Source organism: Chitinophaga sp. GbtcB8, from assembly GCF_019091455.1.
GTDB lineage: Bacteria > Bacteroidota > Bacteroidia > Chitinophagales > Chitinophagaceae > Chitinophaga.
Genome location: NZ_JAGXJN010000001.1, coordinates 266,143 through 283,544 on the forward strand (window position 1 = coordinate 266,143; position 17,402 = coordinate 283,544).

Consider the following 17,402-nt stretch of genomic DNA (forward strand, 5'->3'; position numbering starts at 1 on the left):
AGGCCTAACCTTTCCATAGTCAGCGTATCTGGCTGTGTAAAGCCGGTAATGTCAGGGTATTTTGATATTTTACCTAACCTATACTCCGGCAAAAAGTCAGCCGTTATCTTGGCTTGATTTGTTGGAAACATTGAAGACTCCTATTCGGATCTATCATAAAAATCATAATTAAGGTTTTAAATTTGTCATAAAGGTCAATGTATCAAAGTATAAGGTCAGGGATTTTAGTTTTCCTTTTTCAACGGTCCAGTTTTCCGAAACATTTCCATTGATCTGAACGCCGTTTGGAAATATAAAATCGTAGTTTCCGATAACGCTTGCTTTGTCGTCTTCTACAATCATTTGTTTTACACGCATTGCATCAAAGCGCTGAGAAAATCGTTTAATGATCTCAATATAGGCTTGCTTTCCTACGACCGGCTTAATATTGTTCATGTCTCCGCCAACATATTCAAAGTCGTCTGCAATTACGCTTTCCCAATCCGATTTTTCTGCAAATCCCCTGTAATAGGTTTCCAATAGTTGTTTGGTCTGTGCTGATTTTTCCATTGTTTATATTTTTTAAGTTTATAAATTTGTTGTTGCAAAACGCAAGAACCAAATTTATAAAAGATATTGCAAAACGCAACAACTTTTTTTATGGAAAAATTCAGGTCAGATTGTCCGATCAGTTGTTCCCTTGATGTATTTGGGGACAAATGGTCGCTATTAATAATCAGGGATATAATGTTGAGAAATAAAGTATCCTACAGCGAATTTTTAGGTTCGGAAGAGAAAATTGCTTCAAATATCCTGGTCAACAGGCTAACTGTTCTGGAAGCGGAGAATATACTTGTAAAAGAAGTGTCGCCTACAAATAAGTCAAAGTTTGTATACAGCCTTACGCAGAAGGGTTTGGATCTATTGCCCATTGTTATAGAAATAATGGATTGGGGTGCAAAATACAATGCAAACTGTCCACGAAAAGAGATCGGCAAAAAGATCAAAAAGGATAAAGCTGCTGTTATTAAAGAGCTAAGCCAGTCTTTGAAATCAAAGATCAGGTAGTACAGGTGCTGACCAACAAATTCAAACAGGTACACGATAGCCCCTCCCCAACTTTTTCCTGAACTACCTGACCATACAAATTGAGTTGTTTGGTAAATAAGCGCCAATAATGCCAATACCTGCTACATATTGAATATAGCAGGTACTGGCAATTGTTAAATATAAATGGCATCCGGAATTAGCATAATTACCGCCATAGCCATGCTCACAGCAATATTTTCTTGCTGATCACATCAACTTTACCAAAAATTATAGTACCCGTGAAAATTCCGGGAGGTACATTTACCGGTTCTGTAAAAACATTTTTGCCTTTATTCAACCGTAGCTGACGTCTGATAATCGTACGCCCCATGATATCCCTCAGGGAAAAATCGCCCTGGCAGTCGGTATCTGAAAAAATGAATATAGTAAGCTGGTTACCCCTGGCAGAGAGTAAAAGGCTATTATTATCTCCTTTGACGGCCAGCTTTACTTTTTCTGACAGTATTTCGTGGCCCGTTCGGTCCATGGTTCTGATCTGGTAGCTGCTGGTTCCGGATAAAGGCCTGAGATCAGCGAAATCATGCATCTTTGTTGAAGAACCTGCAGTATCAGTTCTTACCTGGCCGATTGTAAATGGCATATGTGTTCCTTCGAACCGGAGCACCTCGAAATGCGAATCAGGGTTTTCATTAACAGCCTGCCATTTCAAAATCACCTGCTTACGGTTCACATTTGCCTTCAATGCTGTAATCCGGGTTCCGGCAACCGGGACCACGCATGATGCTGATGCTGCTAGTAGTGTATCCTCACTTTCTGATGATCCGCTTACCCATAATATGTCCTCTGTTGTGGAAGCTGTGGAACGGCCTATAGCCGTAGAACCGGTCGTTGTGTTTGATCCATTCGTGTATAATCTGAATGTGACCGTGGTACCGCCGGGAAGATTTTGTAACGCTGTAATCCCTGAAAGATCCACGTGTGGCATAAATTCACCTTCCGTATTAACTGCAATCGCTAAGGTAAACGGGTTATCGGCTTTATAAAAATCAGTGCCGTTGAGACTATACTTCCAATAATAAACTTTAGCTCCGCCACCTGTTGCACGGATCTTAAAGTCCAGGCCATTTAAACTTATTTTCCGCCCGGTTTGAGCGGTTATGCTAAAACCAAAATACATATTATTGGCAATGGCGATAGCTGTATCTGCCAGATTGGAGCTTGACGGTGTTGTTGTTAAGGAAGCAAATGCCCTTGCAAGCCCGGTGGGGTTTAAACCGGCGCCACGAACCAGGGGTGTGGCAGTAACAGCACTATTTATTGTGGTCGGTGTAACATCCGTCTCGTTTCCTGCTTTTGCCGGCGTAGCTAACTGCCAGGCTACTAATTTTTCAGGCGCAATGACCACTGTGGAATTTCCATTCACTGTAAGCACATAATCTGTGGTGCTGGATGTAGCCGATCGCCCAAATGCTGTAGTGCCGGTGCTTGTGTTAGAACCGTTCGTATACATCCGGAAATAAACTGTTTCTCCTGCAGGTATATCCTGCAAAACCCCGATGCCGGATAGATCTACCGGCGGTTGTGTGTCCCCTTCATCAGCAGTGGCTGCTGACAGCACCCGCGGATTAGCGATCTTTTCAAAATTTAGCCCGTCAAGACTATATTTCCAGTAGAAGACTTTTGCACCGCCGGGTGTCACCCTTAACTTATAATTTATGTCACTAAGGGATACTTTATATCCGGGTTTAATTCCAATATTAAAGGCATAATACATCTCCTGCGAAATTGCTTCTGCAGTATCCGTAACAGCCGGTGTAGTTGGTACGCTTGTTAAAGAAACAAAGGTACGGTGCAGCACAAATGGTGCTCCTGTGGAATCAGTCGCCCTTAAACCGGCGCCCCGCTGTAAAAGACCAACATTTAAGGAAGAATCAATAAGAGAAGCCGCAGCGGAAGCTTCACCTCCGGTTCTTAAGGGTGTAGCAAATTGCCAGGCAGCCAGCTTCTTTGTGCTAACCGTGTCTTCAACAATACCACCTACAGAAAGTGCATAATCATCTGCTGTACCAGGACTTGAGACGCCGATACCCGCTATGTCTGAATTATTATCCATCCCATTAACGTATAATCTGAAATAGACCGTCTTATCCGAACCTATATGCTGCAATTCGGGATAAGCTGACAGATCGATCGTTGCCTGTGAGGTTGATTGAGCAGCATTAAATAAATAGGATTTTGCCAGGTACCTGAAGTTTACACCATCGAGGCTATATTTCCAGTACCACAGCTTCAAGGTTGGCCCGGTGGACATAAGCTTCGCATCAATCGTGGACAACGAGATCTTTTGTGATGCCTTTGGCTTTACTGTGAACTGAAAGTACAGGTTATTATTGATTGCCACCGTAGTGTCGGAGGCATAGAGCGTTGATGCAACCGAGGCAGCGGCGCCAAAGCCGCCTGGCAGCGATATACTCCCTGAAGACCCGCTCACCGTTTTGAAACCAGCTCCCCTGGTTAATGAGGAAATGTTCACGGCTGCATTGTTTATGCTGGAATTAGCGGAAACTTCCGCACCTGTACTGGCAGGACTTGCAAATTGCCAGCCCAGCAACGGTATAGTTTTTTCAGGAGAGCCCGCATTCCTACGTTTATAAATGGTAAAATCATCGATATCTAACCGCCCGTTGTTAGCGGTTCCTAATCCAAATTTATTGATCCTGAAACGTACATTCCCGGGAATGTCCATTATAAAAGTGGCTTGCTGCTTATTCAGCTGGTGAGTTGAAATTACCGGCCCTATGGCCGTCCAGGTAAGTCCCTGGTTCGTTGAATATTCCAGCTGCCATTTCGATACGCTATCGGTAGCATAGGTACTATGCTGCAGCGTGACCCTTGAAGCGCCTTCCGTAACATCGAAGTTCATTTGTAAGTAGGCAGGCACCGTGTTACGATCAATGATCCTCACCCCATAGCTTCCGCTCGTAGGTTTATCATTCGCTGAGCTTCCGCCGATAATTGCGTTGTTCAATGTCCAGGTTCCTGTCCTGAAAACAACATCACCACTTGCGTAAGAAGATTTTACCGGATCAGGGTTTTCGAAGTCTTCCGGAAATTGCCGGTATAATTCTCCTAAATCATTTTCCTTTTGGCCAAGGATCGTCATCACGGCATAATGATCTGAAGCGGTATGGCTATTAAAAAGATCCAGTAATACATCATGCTCATAGGCTTTCCACGTACTGGTCGCAAAAACATAATCGACTATCGTTCTGTCCCTTCTGTCAATATTAAAACCATTTCCGGTTCCCCGTTCTTTCTCATGATCAATCACTGCAAGGTTTTTCGTATCCTTTAACAATACGGAATTATTTAAGGTAATATAATTCGGGTCCCATTGGGTGGTATTAAGATCGCCCATAAACAAAGTGGGAGTAGTACCCGCAATTTCATTGATCTTTTGTAAGATCAATTGAACACTATTCGTCCGGGCAACAGTTCCGACATGGTCAAAATGTGAACAAAACACATAAAAATCCAGATCCGTTACCTGGTCAGTGAATTTAGCCCATATGCACATACGCGCAAATTTGGCATCCCATCCCTTTCCGGGAACATCCGGCGTTTCTGATAAATAGAAATGTCCATGTGACTGAAGCGTTAACCGTTGTGTATTATAGAGCAAGCCAACCTGAATACCAGCGTCAAAACCAATGCTGTCAAATCTTGGCAGCGTATCGATCAGGTAACCGGCCATAGATGGCAATGTTTCCTGGAGCCCGACAATATCCGGCTGGTACTTTTCAAACTGGGAAACGACCATTAATTTCCGGTCAGCCCATAAATTTCCAACGTCTGTAGCATTATCGCCTCTTAAATTGTAAGTTATGACATTAAGATGCTGAGCTTTTGCTGTAACTCCCCACAGAGAGGTCAGCAAAAGGATTGAGATCAAATACTTCATGGTTTAGTGATTTAAAACAAGGGAAATATTCTTAATCCAGATCGACTACAATATTTTGATTACCTGTTGCAGTGCTGCTTATCTTAAGATCTTTTTGTTTTGCGCCGTTTATCGTGAAAGATGACACGTGATTTCCTTTTCCCTTAACGGTCACGTTGATCATGGCTTTTCGATAGGGAATGGACGTAATGCTTAAAGAGTGAATGCCGTCAGGCAGATACGGCCTTATATATAGATCATCATTTGTGAATTTAAATCCCAACAGGCCATTGAACACCATACGCAGATAAGCCGTAGCCGACCATGTTTGATTTTTAAATGATGGCCAGTGAATGTCTTTCTCCGTTTTTCTGCGTTGCCAGCCACCATCAGGTACGCCTGAATCAGCATTATAAATTTCACGGAAGTTATAATTACCCTTGTCTTCATCCAGGGCCAAATGGGTCAAATTGTTTAACTCGGCTGTGAAGATGTCATAGTTCTTTGTGGTGAGGGCTGCATCAGCAAAAAAACCGTTCACCATTGGCCAGATCACTACATTGTGCCTGCCGGGCTTTTCTGCATCATACCGTGCAAAGGCAGGTGAAACAGAAGGAATGCCATGCGCTGAAGTAGCTGCTGCTTTTATCACACCGGCTGCTTGTTGTGGATCAACAATGCCGGATAATACAGCCAGGGAGATACCCAGGGCTTCCTGTGAACGATCAACGTTTCCCTGGCTATCGATCAGGTAGTAAAATTTATTCTCCTGAGCGTTGTAAAGATATTTCAGGATCTGTGCTTTCAGTGCCGATGCTCGTTGATCGTAAGTATGCTGCTGTCCATCTTTCAGCAGGCCGCTCATTTCTGAAAGAGCCTTATAAGCGCCAAAATAAACTGCGTTAGTACTTAAACACTTGATGGTCTTTGATCTTTTATGGTCAAGCACAAAAGACGAATTGTTCAGGCTATCATATACAGATGCGGGATAGCCGGCTATCCCGTCATTAAACACGGAAGGTCCGGTAAACAATCCGTAGGCATGATCATAAGCACTTTGCTCCAGCTCTTTCATGGTGTTCCCGGCGCACCGGTAAGCTTCTTTTAAAAACACACGGTCTCCGGTTACTTTATAGTGGTTTAGGGCTGCGAGGGTCCAAATGATCTTGTCCCAGTACTGGTGCCCGATTGAATCCTTTTTCACCGTAACGCTCCATAATGAATTCACAGCCACGCGGGGCTTTAATAAACTTGCACAGCTCCATGAATTAATTGCAATATCCCTTGTCCATTCACCGCCATAATCACCTCCGGCAGCAAGTACTCCCCGCCTGACATTAATGTCTACGGTGTTCAAAGCAAGATTAAAAGCATCAACCAGCGCTGCGTTATTGGAGCTGATCTTTTGAGCATTTAACCTAAGCGGCGCCACAATGGTTATGAATAAAACTAAAGCGGAAAGTATGTTTCGCATTATATTTTATGTTATAGATTCTTTTAAAAAATTATTGAACGTTTTCAATACTGCTTATCCAGCCTTCGGAAGGGGCTTTGGTTTCCGGCTGAGCGGAAGCGATGATTTCGAGCTTGCCGCCCGCATCGATCTCTTTCTGGGTAATGTAGATACGATTGAGCACTTTGCCATTCAGTATTACTTTTTTAATGTACTTATTGTGAAGCCCGTAATTTTTAACTTCGATCTCAAATGGATCCTTACCAATGTGGTTCAGCTTCACAGTCTTCATCAACGGCACATTCAAATAGTAAACCGGCCAGCCCGGGCAAGCCGGTGAAAAGCCACAGGCTGCAAGAACATACCAGGCAGACATAGCACCGGCATCATCATCCATAGTGCGGATATAGGCTTTAGGCTCATTTTTGTAAACCTTATCAACAAAGGGATCGATGCCCTTACTATTATCATTAAAGTAATATTGGATCACGGTGTCCGCAGCAAACCGGTGCATCAGCTCCTGCGACTTCCATGGCTGACCAGCCGCGTTGTATATTAATGGCGCCTGCAGATCCGGCTCATTGGCATGATTATAAAGATCTTCATTAAAGAACTGATCAAGCTGGGTAATGAACGCTGCCCTTCCTCCTGCGAGATTAATGAGCCCTTTGATATCAAATGGTACAAACCACCGGTACTGCCAGATAGTACCCTGATAAAGATTCCGGGCCTGGACTTTATCAATATCCCTGGCTTCCAGGTTCTTAAAATCCTTTTCCCAGTATTTTTTATAATCGCGGGCCTTTTGCATGTATTTTTCACTCAGCTCATCCCTTTTAAGGATCTTTAGGATTTCTGCAAATGCCCAGGTATCATAACTTGATTCCAGCGCTTTATCCGGTTTGGAAAAATCAAGATGATCTATTTCTTTGGCCAGTGAATCGATGATCAGATCAAATCTAACCGGATAACCCTTCCTGTATGCATCCAGTAACACTACTATAGCATGCTCGGTCCGCACAGTATTTGTCGGTTCAGTCTGGGTAGCATAATCCTGTTTGCCTGCTGTATAGAGATTAGCCAGAGAGGTTATCATTCCCCTGTATTTTTCGGGCCAGCCAACAGAAAGCATGGGGAGCTGCGTACGGTAGTTGTCCCAAATGGCCCAACCATTAAACATTGTTTCCGTACTTTTCTTTTCGATACCATCTGTACCGCGGTAAGTACCGTCCTTTTCAGAGATCTGATAAGGAGATTGCAATGTCCGGTACAGCAGGGAATAGAACAATTTCTTCTGAGCGATATCCCCGGTCACTTCAATCCTGCTTAATGCCCTGTTCCAGGCGTTGTGGCCTTCTTTGCAAAGCTGATCAAATGTGCCGTGAAAGATAGATGATCTTGCATAGTCAGTACTTACCGACGACATACTAACCCTGATCTCAACCGGATCATTTACGGTGCTGAATACACAGGTTAGCTTGTGCCCAGGCCTTTCCGTCCATGTTACCGGCTGGCTAAATTCAAGACAGTAATACAATTTATAGGTTCCTGCATTACAGGTAGTACGGGCTTCTACCCAGCCTGTTAGTGTACGGCTGGTAGTGACATGCTCCTCAGCTACGAATTTATTGGCCAGCGTATGAGCAAGATCAATGAAGTAACCGTTATTACCGGCCGGGAAGTGATAACGATGAATTCCGTTCTTCTGACCTGTGGCTAATTCAGCTACAATTCTATTGGTGAAGGTAACCTTATAATAACCTGGAGTACCCGACTGATTAATTTTGATCAGCTCTTTATCCTCTTCTTCCCCAATGAAAGGCCTGATCAATATATTCCCGCCGCTTCCACGGCAACCTACGCCCTCAAAGCGGTTGTGCGTAAATCCCAGAAAACGCCGGGCCTCGTACTCATATCCTGTATGGGTTGCCGGATAGGTTTGCGGCCCGATGCTCAGCATACTGAACGGATAGGATGCCGCTGGTGACAGCTGACCATGATCGCCCGATGTTCCTAAAAACACATTAACATTGGCTGCGGGATCCGTAACTATTGTGCGCTGAGCACCGGCCATATTTAAACCTAAGGATAAAAATATGGCCAGATAATATTTGGTATATCTCATATGCCGGTTAAATTATTTTCCGGCTTTGTGGGTTTCGCCGGTTCAATAATCGCACTTTCAGCTATATTCTGCATAGCTGTTATTACGTTCTTTTTCATAGTGGATTGGTGCGTTACCTACTGTATATGAGCAATGACTTAGCGGCCGGCTAATTGCCGGCCACCAAGTCATTGCTAACTACCAGCCAGGGTTCTGACCCAATTTGGGATTAACCTGCCGGTCGTTCTCAGGTATGGGGAATAGATAGAATTTATCATCCCAGGTACGTTTTACATTTGTGAGCCAGGTTAGCTCACCGGAAGTATTGCTGGATAGTCTTTGAGGATTTGCACCATTCTTAATTGTTTCAGCAACATTAACGTAAGTGACGCCGGGGATTGTGGTAGCTGGTTTGTCCTGGTAAAAGAGAACATCCAATACGCCATCCTCATTAAGGTCCATTGCCTGGTCTAAAGCAGGTACATAAAATCCATTCCAAACCTGCTCCATTAACGGCCCGCGTTTCCACCTTACGATATCATAAAATCGGAAACCTTCCAAAGCCAGCTCAATTCCTCTTTCCCGCCGGATCTCCAACAGAACAGGATCGCTGATGCCGGGGAAATAGTTAGCCTTCAGATAAGGGTCGGCTATCAAAGGTTTCGTGCTGGTGTTGCCCGTTATACCTGCCCTTCTTCTCAGCGCGCCTATGGTATTGTTCCAATCCTCATCAGTGAGTGTGCCAAGTTCTCCCTTAGCTTCTGCGTAATTCAATAAGACCTCTGCATAACGGATCAACGGCAATGAATTGGTATTCCGGGAACCGCCATCCATCGATGCGTCATCCATAGTCAATTTAATAGGCTGATAGCCTGTGTATGTGTAAGAAAATACAGGTGGGGCAGCTTGTTGTACGCCACCATTAGCGCGCGTGTAATTACCCATCCTTATTGTTTGCTGCAGGCGCATGTCACGGTTTTTCACCTCCTGGGGAAATGTCATGGTGCGATAACCGGCTGCATTCGTGAATGGTGTGCCGTCTATATTCAGATAGGTATTTATGAATGTACGCGTAAAGCTCAACCTGTCGCCATAAGTGGAGCTTGTCAGGTACCAGTTGGCATCATTATAAATAGCCAGGGTTGGATCAACCAGGTTTGCCAGTATTATTTCAGAAGGAATGATCGCCTGGCTGTTAAATAAATTCCGGTAGGCCTTATCCGTACCACCTGCTGTGTTTAATGCAAACCCGCCGTTAGTTATTACCTGTTCTGCAGCTTCAGCAGCGGCGGTCAGCAAAGTATTGACCGAGCCTTGCAAATTGTATCCGGTATGATATTTCCGGAAAGTACCTTCGAACAAACACACCCTGGATTTAAAGGCAAGCGCCGTATATTTGGTGATAAGGCTCCGGGTGTTATCGTTGGTTGTAATATGCGACGCTGCATAATCCAGGTCCGCCATGATAGAATCAACGATCAGGGTTCTTGGATCACGGCCGGCATACAGATCCGGATCATCTACATCAAATGGCCTGTTGATCCAGGGTACATCTCCAAAACGCTTTAACTTCTCAAAATAAAACCAGCCGCGGAAAAATCGCGCGAGTCCGATATAATTTTCCCGGATAGGTTGAGAAACGGCAGGATCTGTACAGTTTTGTATAAAGTAGTTGATATTACGCAGATCGCTCCATGACCATCCTGTGCTTTGCTGGGGGCTGAAGGCGCCGGGGCGGATGAAGTCAGGAACCGTAGTTCGCGACAGATAATCGCTCATGGCGTCACCTCTTATGATGGCGCTTGTGGTAGGTAAAATATTATAAAATGAATTGGTATACAGATCAAGACCGGATTTACTACCGAATACTGCAGCTTTATTAGCAGTAGCTTGCGGCTGCTGGTCCAGTTTTTTACAGCCAATGCTCATGCTGCCTGCGAAAAACATAAACAGCAATGGTCTGAACAATTTTTCACTAAGGATCGTCATATCAAGTGTCTTTAATTGTTAAAATGTTGCGGATAACCCAAAAGTGATTGACTTCAATATTGGATAGTTGTTGCCATTACCGGCCGACCCATCGGACAAAATTCTGTCTGAACCGCCGATACTTTCGGGATCAATGTCATGTGTATTTTTGAAGACCGGTGACCAGGTCCATAGATTTTCCCCCGACACATACATTCGTGCATCATTGAGACCGATCCTTTTAATCAGGTTGATGGGTAAATGATAACCAAGCTGGATATTCTTCAACCGTACATAAGCAGCGTTTTGAAGATACTTGGTCTGACTCTGGGCAAGCTCGTTGCTGCCTGCGGCTTTATAACCTGCAAACCTGGGGAAATAGGCATCCGGGTTTTCCGGTGACCACATTTTGTCTAACTGATTTACAGTTGCTTTAAAATAAGGGGAAGCATATTGGCCCCAGAACGTTCCGGTTGCGCCGATCGGATACCAATCGCGTTTACCTACCCCTTGTATAAACGCCCCGATGAAAAAGCCTTTCCAGTCAGCATCCATACTAAATCCAAAGGTATAGTGAGGGAGCGCGTTGCCTATGATCCGCCGGTCACCGGGATTTCCTACTGTATTATTGCCGGCATCTATTACGCCATCTCCGTTCAGATCTGCGAATTTGATGTCGCCGGGAGCAAGCGTTCCTGTATTGGACGCCTTTACAAGGATCTGTTTGGGTGACTTAGCGATATCCTCTGCTGATGTAAAATAACCGGCATTCTGATATCCCCATATCTCACCAACCTGTTGGCCAACGTAATGATCAGACAACCTTTTGTCGGGGTTATTGTATTTAGTGACCACTGCATTATAGTCTGCAAGCGTAGCTCTGAAACCATAGTTCAACGGGGCGCCGGAAACGGTAAGCCTGTCGCGCCAGGTAACCGACAGTTCCCAACCCTTTGTTCTCAGATCAGCATAGTTGCCTTTGGGAGATGCTGTTCCAAAAACAGTTGGTAATGATGGGCCCAATGTGAACATGTTAAGGGTTTTCCGTGTGTAAAGGTCTCCTGAAACAGATAGTTTTCCGTCCAGCACACTCAAATCCACGCCAAGGTTCTGGCTTCTCGAAGTTTCCCAGGTCAAACCATCAGGCAATACGCCTGGCGAGCTTGTGGCCTGCGGACGGACGCCATTTAGAATACGTCCCAGCTGGTTGATATTGAATTGCTCCTGAAACACATAGGAGTTGATACTGCCATTACCTAATGAGCCATAAGAGCCGCGGAATTTAAGGTCCGTGATGATCTTCGGCGAGATATGCCAGAAAGGCTCACCGGACACCCTCCAGCCGGCAGATAAGGAAGGGAAAAAAGCATACCGCTGATTGGAAGGGAATTTGGAGGAGCCATCGTAACGCCCATTGCCTTCCAGCAGATAACGTCCTTTATAATCGTAGTTTAAACGGTAAAAACCTCCTATTACATTCCATCTGTCCCAATCTCCTGAAGTAACTATAGACTGACCTAATGCTAAATTGATGTTGTCTGCATCCGGATAGGCCAGGCCGTTACGTTGAACAGCTGTGCTCTGAAACGTAGATTGCTCATAATTGAAACCGGCCAATACCTTCGCATGGTGCCCACCGCTCAGCTTAGGTTCAAACTCACCGTAAATATTTGTTACGAGGTAACGGGTTGGCTGGAATGTCAGGGTAATATCATTAAAGGCCGAACCCACATACTCGATCACCCCCGGTTTCCGGCTATATGGTACAGGTACTCTTTTCACAAAGGTGTTGTTATCCGTGTTCTGGAAAGTAAAGTCACCTTTTATTCTAAACTGATCATCAAGAATGCGTGCCTCAAAGCCTGTAGTGTTGCGAAATACCCTTTTGTCAAAATCATAGCCGTTCTTACCATAAACCAAATCACCAACAGTATAAGCGGCTGAATAGGTTAATGTTCCGTCAGGATTATAGAGAGGCGCTACTGTATGCGCTTCTGCCGACATATTTATCCAGATACCGCCGCCTTCACCAACATTTAACGGGTTATGATATTTCATCGAAGAATAGTCGGCATTGTTATATACTTTCAACCATGGGAATACCTGCAATGATCCTTTGGCCCTAAAGTTGTAAATATTGTAATCGTCTGAATTATATCTGAACAGGCCATCCTGCCGGTACATCCGGCCTGTTACCAGGAAGTCGGCTTTGCCACTGCTACCGGAAAGGGATAAGTTATGGTCGCTCGCCGTGGTATGGTCCTTGTAAAGCAGCTTGTACCAGTCTGTGTTTGCATAATATACATACTCACCTGCACCATTGACATCAACTTTTGGTAAGCTGGGATCCGCATCTCTTCTTTGCAGCTCAGCCAAATATTCTGCTGAAAACTTTACAGTTTTATTGATATTCTGCGCGGTTTGGGAGCTCCCATACCAGGCAGTATAAGCCTCACTAAAAAGCCTGGCGAATTGATAGCCGTTAGTAACTAACTCAGGTACAGTAGTCGGACTTTTGAATGACTGATTATAGGAATAGGTAACGCTTATCTTATCCTTCGCCGGGCTTTTAGTCGTGATCAGCACTACCCCAAAAGCTGCCCTGGCTCCATAAATAGCCGCTGACGCCGCGTCTTTTAAAACTGTGACACTTGCTACATCATTGGGATTTATACGGCTGGGATCACCTTCAACGCCGTCGATCAAAACCAGCGCATTACCTCCCTGGCCTATAGAGGTGGTGCCACGGATGTTATAGCCGGGTGATTGTATGGGCTTACCGTCTGCAGGCACCAGGTTTAAGTTAGGCAGTAAGCCCTGCAGGCCCTGCGTTAAGTTTGGCAGCGAGCGGTTTTCCAGTGCTTTGGCCGATACCTGATCAACAGCCCCGGTGAGATTTATTTTTTTCTGCGTACCATATCCTACCACAACAACCGCTGAGAGATCTGATGCTGCAGGGTTTAGCGTAAGCACCGCGGGTACGCTACCTGCAGGATATTCCTGCGTCTGATAACCGACGAAACTAAAAACAATGATGGTAGCTGCATCAGGGACCGTAATGGAGTAATTGCCTTCCTGGGTGGAGGAAACACCATCCATCGTTCCTTTCACTCTTATGCTAACGCCGGTTAACGCTTCGCCCTTCTCATTCTGCACTTTTCCATTAATCGTCAGGGCAGCTTTTATTGAAGTGACCTTTGGCAATTCCTTTTCCTTAACTAAGATCAGCTCTCCCTGGATCTCGTAAGTTAAGGGCTGATCCCCGAGGTAAGTATCTAACACCTCGGTGATGGTGGCATTCTTAAAATTAACATCCTTGGGGGAAATGTCTTTTATCTTGTTAACCGAAACTAATACGTTGTAGCTGGTTTGCTTTCTTAGTTCCCGTACAATTTGCTCAAAGGTTGTCTTCTTATGGACAAAATTTACCCGCTGAGCAAATGTTTCCGCCCGCACCTGAAACAGGGCTACGAGAATTAAAACGGCCGTTAGTTTCATAAATAATAGGAATTTATTTGTGCCGCCGGGACGCGCACAAAGAAAACGTGGATAAATGTTATACATTTGTGTTACTGGTTAATATTGAAAATTTTGTTAGCAGCAAATATCATCAGTAGCCAGGCATCAGGCGGGGGTGTTCCACCACCTCCGCTTAATTTTTGGCCGCTTGTCAGAGATCCGATCGTATTCGTTTTCTTATCTCATAGTTGGCTTAATTTATTAGTTGATCATTTACATATTATTTCCCCTTTGGTAAGACCTTGATGGTTTTTCCATCTATCTCAAACCTAACCTCGCCGGTTATTTCCAGCATCTTTAATACTTGTGATACATTCGAGTAGCGCGTGAGTCCACCCAAATAAGATTCTTTTAAATTAAATCCCTTCTGATATTGAATATCTACATCGTACCAACGCGAAACCTTTCGCATAATACTTTCGAGTGGTTCGTTATTAAATAAAAATTTATCGTTCTTCCAGGCCAAAGCATCTTCAATATCCGCGGCAACAACATTTGTAGTTGGGTTTCCGGTTGAATTAACCGCTTGCTGACCAGGTTTTAAAATTATATACCGGGATGATGTTCTAAGGCCAATGCTGCCTTCCACGAGCGTTGTTTTAATGACAGGCTCGTCATCGTATGCATTAATGTTGAATTTAGTGCCCAGATCTTCTATAACCTGACCTTTAACACTCACTTTGAAAGGCTTACGTGCATCGTGTACCACTTCAAAATAAACCTGCCCTGTTATTTGAACGCTCCGTTGATCACCATTAAATGCTACCGGATAATGAATAGATGAGGCGGCGTCCAGTATGGCAATTGTTCCATCAGCAAGTGTTAACTGGTATTTCCCACCCCGCGGCGTCTCCACGGTATTGAATAATTCGCCATTGGCAGCTGCCTGGTCACCGGTATAACTCAACTGGCCATCTTCACGTTTTGCAATGGTAACACCACCTTGTTTGGCTACGAAACCATTTTTAGTTCCATTTAACTGGACTTTTTCCCCGTTAGCAAGGGTTAGAACGGCTTTATTGCCCCCTGGAGCTATATCCTGAACTGTGTGAGCCATTTGCTTCTTAACCGGTTTGACCGGGAAAAGCAAAAAAGCTCCGTACGAGAGAATTATTATAACTGAAGCCGCTGCTGCTATTCTGGGCCAAAGCCATTTTTTCTTTGCTTCCTGCTGAACGATACCTGCCTCCGAATGGATACGCGCAAGCATCAGCCTTTTATGCTCTTGTGGTGTAAGGCCTATTTCTATAATTGTCTCCTGAGCATCGTCGCTTAAAAACCATTCGTCGAATTCCTGTTGTTCGGATACAGTAAGTTTTCCTTTCAGATAATTTCTGGCCAGCTTTTGAAGCCGGTTCCTGTTGGGAGGAATAGTCATACTGCGTTTAATTTAGGTTGCTTTAATATAAGTACCCCCCGCCGGTTAAAACCCGCAAAAAAAATAAAAAGATTTTGAAAGAAGGATTAAAGCAAAGAACCGCCCAAAAAAATGCCAGGTTCTATTCCTGTAGGGAGGAATAGTACACCATATTAAATTTGGGCCGCTTTATTATAAGTACCCCTGGTTGGTTAAAACCCGCAAAAAAAAATAAAAAAATTTGGGGGAAGAAGGATTAAAGTAAAAAGTCGCCTAAAAAACTGCCAAGTCCTATGCGCAGTTTTCGCCGGGCACGCAATAAATGGGCATCTACGGCCTTTTCCGATAAGTTTAGTTCAGCAGCAATTTCCTTGTAGGACTTATCCTCGTTTTTCAATTGATAAACTAACCGGCTCTTTTCCGGCAGCTTGCTAACAAGCATTTCCAGGCGTTCACGGATCTCCTCAAATTCCAGGTATTCCTGGGGGGAATCGCCCAGCAGACCGCTGACCTGTTCTAAATCAACCGAGCGTGAAGAAGCTCTTTTAGCAAGCACTTTAAGTACCCTGTACTTTATAGAAATAAAAAGATAATTGGCAAAATCACCGTTTATTTTAAGGCTTTCCCGCCTTTTCCACAGCGAAACAAAAACATCCTGCACAATATTCTCGGCTTCCATAAGGTCGCCGGTTTTCCGGCAAGCTAAGCTTAATACCCTGTCCCAATAACGATTGTAAAGCACGTCGAATGCGCTGGCATTACCGTCTTGCAGTAAGCTAAGTAATTTCAGATCATCAAATGTATGCAGCCCGCCCATGGTTTATAATGGTTGAATAAAGCTATAAATAATTCCCCGAAATAAACAATTGATTGTAAACTATATGTTAATTACCGTTCATCTGACCATTTATTTTTATCTTCAGCTTTGTATTTTAGCTGTGGCAAGATATAAGCACACCCCATGACAACACCCGCATTTAAAATAACCATCCACATGGTTTCCAGCCTTGACGGCATTATTGCAAAAAAAGACAATAACATCTCCTGGTTTGAAACAGCTGATCACTACGAAAAAGGAGCTACGCTCACGGAACAGGATACCAGCGAATTTCTTAAAGCAATAGATTGTTATGTAATGGGCGCCCGCACATACGAACATGCTTTGGAGCTTTCAAGATCCTATGGCTGGGCTTATGGGGATACACCAACAATTGTATTAACTCACCGGAACCTGCCTGTTGAAAGACCTAACATTGAAATTTATTCAGGTGACCTGAACAAACTGGTGAATGAACGGCTAAAACCAAACTACAAAAATGTTTGGCTCGTTGGCGGAGCAATGCTTGCCAAGGATTTCATTTGTTTAAAGCTGGCAGATGAAATAAGGTTATCGATCATGCCCATTATTTTGGGGGATGGCACCTTGTTCTTTGATCAGATAGGACAGGAACAGGCATTGCACCTAAAAGACGTGACAGCCTATAAAAGCGGGATGGTGGAATTATTTTACGAGATAAAAAAGTAACGGAACGTTTAAGGCTATCATGCCTTTTATTTTCCCTTGCTCAATTCAAAAACCGCCGCCTCAATCCAGTCTCTTCCCGGCTCCAGGCGCACGATCGGAGCTATCCCTACAAACTCATATTTAGAGTTGCGCTGTATTTAGTGATCGTTGTATTAAGTGTAAACTTACCACAGGGATCTCTTTTGACTTTACATCCCCGTAACCCATAAAACCACCTGAGCTGCAGTGATTAAAGAGTTAAGCCAGTCTTTGAAGTCAAAGATCAGGTAGCTCTCTGATGGTGTTAGTATTCCCCCAGGCAAGTATCTCTTCTGCTAACTCCGATACAGATAATTTTATCGTGTTAATGAATTCAACAATGTCAAAACCTTAAAGAGGGAAAGTGCTTCCGGAAGATCAGTAACTGAAAAGAAACGACTGTTGTCATAATGGCAACAGAGCCCATTAAAGATGCAGGAATTCTGTAAAGAAAAAGGGGTATCCTTATCCGGACTGAAGACCACTTCC

At 44.2% G+C, this 17,402-nt stretch carries 10 protein-coding genes; 2 read left to right on the forward strand and 8 right to left on the reverse strand.

Features of this window, described 5'->3' with window-relative positions:
- Positions 1 to 168 precede the first annotated feature (168 nt).
- Positions 169 to 549 (reverse strand): nuclear transport factor 2 family protein, encoded by a 381-nt coding sequence (locus KVT36_RS01155; protein ID WP_217601668.1) that lies wholly within the window; start codon positions 547 to 549, stop codon positions 169 to 171.
- 90 nt (positions 550 to 639) lie between these two features.
- On the opposite strand from KVT36_RS01155, the gene KVT36_RS01160 reads away from it, so the two are divergent.
- Entirely contained in the window at positions 640 to 1,047 is a 408-nt protein-coding gene (locus tag KVT36_RS01160; protein WP_217601669.1) for a helix-turn-helix domain-containing protein, read from the forward strand.
- Between the two features lie 205 nt (positions 1,048 to 1,252).
- Here the strand turns inward: KVT36_RS01160 and KVT36_RS01165 are convergent, their stop codons facing one another.
- From KVT36_RS01165 to KVT36_RS01195, 7 genes are all read right to left on the reverse strand, one after another.
- Positions 1,253 to 4,990: an endonuclease/exonuclease/phosphatase family protein gene (locus KVT36_RS01165; protein WP_217601670.1), complete on the reverse strand. Its 3,738-nt coding sequence runs from the start codon at positions 4,988 to 4,990 to the stop codon at positions 1,253 to 1,255.
- Positions 4,991 to 5,021: 31 nt separating this feature from the next.
- Positions 5,022 to 6,326 (reverse strand): hypothetical protein, encoded by a 1,305-nt coding sequence (locus KVT36_RS01170; RefSeq protein ID WP_217601671.1) that lies wholly within the window; start codon positions 6,324 to 6,326, stop codon positions 5,022 to 5,024.
- A gap of 148 nt (positions 6,327 to 6,474) precedes the next feature.
- Positions 6,475 to 8,547 (reverse strand): glycoside hydrolase domain-containing protein, encoded by a 2,073-nt coding sequence (locus KVT36_RS01175; RefSeq protein ID WP_217601672.1) that lies wholly within the window; start codon positions 8,545 to 8,547, stop codon positions 6,475 to 6,477.
- A gap of 177 nt (positions 8,548 to 8,724) precedes the next feature.
- On the reverse strand, positions 8,725 to 10,515 hold the full coding sequence (locus KVT36_RS01180; RefSeq protein ID WP_254639783.1) for a RagB/SusD family nutrient uptake outer membrane protein: 1,791 nt from the start codon (positions 10,513 to 10,515) through the stop codon (positions 8,725 to 8,727).
- 18 nt (positions 10,516 to 10,533) lie between these two features.
- Complete coding sequence (locus KVT36_RS01185) at positions 10,534 to 13,992, reverse strand: TonB-dependent receptor (RefSeq protein ID WP_217601673.1); 3,459 nt, start codon at positions 13,990 to 13,992, stop codon at positions 10,534 to 10,536.
- A 241-nt stretch (positions 13,993 to 14,233) separates the two neighbouring features.
- Complete coding sequence (locus KVT36_RS01190; protein WP_217601674.1) at positions 14,234 to 15,391, reverse strand: FecR family protein; 1,158 nt, start codon at positions 15,389 to 15,391, stop codon at positions 14,234 to 14,236.
- 235 nt (positions 15,392 to 15,626) lie between these two features.
- Positions 15,627 to 16,187, reverse strand: a complete 561-nt coding sequence (locus KVT36_RS01195) for an RNA polymerase sigma factor (protein ID WP_217601675.1) — start codon at positions 16,185 to 16,187, stop codon at positions 15,627 to 15,629.
- 144 nt (positions 16,188 to 16,331) lie between these two features.
- Here KVT36_RS01195 and KVT36_RS01200 point away from each other — a divergent pair, with 144 nt between their 5' ends.
- Positions 16,332 to 16,895 (forward strand): dihydrofolate reductase family protein, encoded by a 564-nt coding sequence (locus KVT36_RS01200; RefSeq protein ID WP_217601676.1) that lies wholly within the window; start codon positions 16,332 to 16,334, stop codon positions 16,893 to 16,895.
- The last annotated feature ends 507 nt before the right edge of the window (positions 16,896 to 17,402 follow it).